This is a genomic window from Armatimonas sp. (assembly GCF_031410135.1).
GTDB lineage: Bacteria > Armatimonadota > Armatimonadia > Armatimonadales > Armatimonadaceae > Armatimonas.
On the sequence record NZ_JANNYP010000271.1, the window covers coordinates 1 to 2,443 of the forward strand.

Annotated in this window: 3 protein-coding genes; all 3 read left to right on the top strand. The window is 56.9% G+C overall.

The window, feature by feature from the left end; all coding sequences use genetic code 11:
- Window positions 1–560: 560 nt before the first annotated feature.
- A complete protein-coding gene (locus RMO15_RS10170) occupies window positions 561–1,031 on the top strand; it encodes a hypothetical protein (RefSeq protein WP_309711500.1) in 471 nt (156 codons plus the stop codon).
- Window positions 1,028–1,672, top strand: coding sequence for a hypothetical protein (locus RMO15_RS10175; RefSeq protein WP_309711502.1), 645 nt, complete (start codon window positions 1,028–1,030; stop codon window positions 1,670–1,672). Before RMO15_RS10170 ends, RMO15_RS10175 begins: the two co-directional genes overlap by 4 nt.
- A 171-nt stretch (window positions 1,673–1,843) precedes the next feature.
- A partial coding sequence (locus RMO15_RS10180; RefSeq protein ID WP_309711504.1) for a hypothetical protein occupies window positions 1,844–2,443 on the top strand: 600 nt, incomplete at its 3' end.

The following is a 2,443-nucleotide window of genomic DNA, read 5'->3' on the forward strand; positions in this document are numbered from 1 at the left end:
TGAGCCAAGTGCATTTTGGCTCAGAATACCTCGGATTTTATATGCAATCGCCCTTCCTGCACCCCCCGCTGTGTGGCAACGTGCGACAGCAGCGTGTTACAATCTAAATTGGTAGCCATTTCGGTGGCTTCCTTTCCAAGCGTCGGGGTGAGTTTTCCAGACCGCTCCCCGGCGCTTTTCCCATTTCTGGGCGATTAGTCGGGCAGTGCCCGCCACTAATAGTATACCCAAATAGTGACCATAATCAAACATATGTTCTGCTATTTTATAAATTATTTTTGATCTAATAATACTTATTGATACTAATCTTGCGCCGCTGCGACGGCGGCGGCGTGCGAAGCTGACCGAGCTGCACCCGCGCTGCGTGCCGACCGACGCGCCGCACCCAGCCCACCGGATAGCACAAGCCCTGCCCCGCCGACAGCATGAGAGGGAAAGGCTGATTACACGTTTCCCCTGGGGGACGGAAGGGGGATAGATAAACAAATCAATGTGAACCCAACGGAATCCGTTGTTAATTCCTCTGCGATAGCCTATACTAATGCACAGGAGAAAAAAGCATGAGTACCATCACCGCCGTAAAACCGCAGAATGCCTCGCTTGCACGCGAGGTCACACTACGCCAAGGCCCGTTCTGGCCCTCGTTTGAACAGTTTCGCACGCAGGGAAATACCGCACTCCAAGCCGTGACACCGGGGCAAGTCGGCACCTTAGTGACCAAAAGTGGGCAGTATCGCATCCTCACTGAGAGCGACTTCCAGAGCCTCTACGGCTTGGCACGCGATGTCGAGCGCTTGCGTGGTGGGATGCGAGTTGTGCTTGCCACAGCGAGGGCGGCCCAGCTCCACCCTGATGAGGCCACACTAGAGGCCTTGACAGAGGCCGTGATGCTCATGGGGGATCTGCCGCTCCTTCCCACACGGAGCCAGTTTGAGCCGCTCAAGCCTGAAGGACTAGACCTTGAGGATACTGACGATGACCTTGACCTAGAGAACATTCCTCGCCCCCTTGTAGCTGAGGAGCGGCGATGAGCCTTGTCGAGCTGGAGCGCTCTTTACAGGAGCTTTCCCATGGCGACGAGGCACTCAAAACGGTTCAAGCGTTCGCGCAAGGTCTGAGCCGCAACGAGCGGGTTCAGCTCTTTAATGCCTCGGGGGCCTTGGTATGCTTTCCCATACACTACGAAGCTGCCGTGGCACAGGGAGTGATTGCGGACACCGAAGATGAGTTTGTTCTGCTACAAGGCGATGTTATTCGCACCGATGCCGCCTATCTCCTCGGAGAGCGCCTTGTGGGCAGGAGCTATGCCATCGCGAACTCGACCTGTGACCTCGTTCCGGGGCGTCGTGAGTATGCTCTCCTGCTGCCGCTTCATCCCATCCTACGCACCGAGCCGTCCGCGAAAGCGCAGCTAGGCGAGCTGCTCAGCTTCCGATCGAACCGCCGCATGTACCTTCCTCCGCTTCCGGGCGATAGCCCTGATGTGGTGGGCAATGCGATTGTCTTCGATGGCGTGGTAGGAGCCCGAATGGAAGATGCTATTTTGGCAGAGCGTGTTGCCTCCTTAAGTTTGGTAGGTTGGCGCATCTTTGGCTCCCACCTACGCGGTGTCCTGACCCGAGCAGGGGAGAGTGAAGCTACCCTGCGCCGAGCATTTACCAAAAGTAGTTGATCCGCTTAAACTTATCCGGTGCTGTGCTCTAAACCATACCCTTGACAGGCAAACGTTTGTGTGGTAATCTCGTATCTATGGCAGCGAACCACGAGCAAGGTTCGCTGCCTTCGTCTTTGTGGTTCCTGCCTTCCCCGAACTAGGGGACACAAACAAGGAGAACCACACCTCATGAAAGCGAAACTTAACAGCCTCCTCGACGACGTTTCCGGCAAGTTCGGTGACAACGTCTTCGCCCGCAACCCCAGCGGCCTCTACCTTCGTAAGAACACTGTTCCTGAGCAACCCAACTCGGAGCGCCAGATGAATGTTCGCGACCGCTTCAGTATCTTTGCTGCCCGCTGGAGCACGATCACTGAGGAGCAGCGCGTCGGATGGAACAGCCTCGCGGGACAGATCACCAAGACGGGTAAGTACGGGGACCTCTACAACCCTACGGGACATCGGCTCTACATCGCGCTTAACGCCACACGCGGAGAATTTGCTCTCCCCGAGCTGGATGATGCACCGCTGGCCATCGAACCGACTGTTCCCGTCGCCGACTTCGTGCCCACACTCAATGTCACCTTAGCAGGTGAGCTAGAGCTCAAGCTGGGAGCTGCTGCCACTGCGCTTGCTTCCAAGCTGCTTATCTTCGCTACGGAGCCGATGTCAGCGGGCCGGAGTGTCATCCCCGATGCCAGCTTCCGGCTCGTCATCACGGCAGACACAGGCGACCTGCTCAATGCGGATCTGGGCGATGCCTACGAGAGCAAGTTCGGCGTTCCGGCA

Excerpts from the sequence above, each read along its gene's own strand:
- RMO15_RS10170 (WP_309711500.1), top strand. The coding sequence starts at position 561 with ATGAGTACCATCACCGCCGTAAAACCGCAGAATGCCTCGCTTGCACGC.
- RMO15_RS10175 (WP_309711502.1), top strand. The coding sequence starts at position 1,028 with ATGAGCCTTGTCGAGCTGGAGCGCTCTTTACAGGAGCTTTCCCATGGC.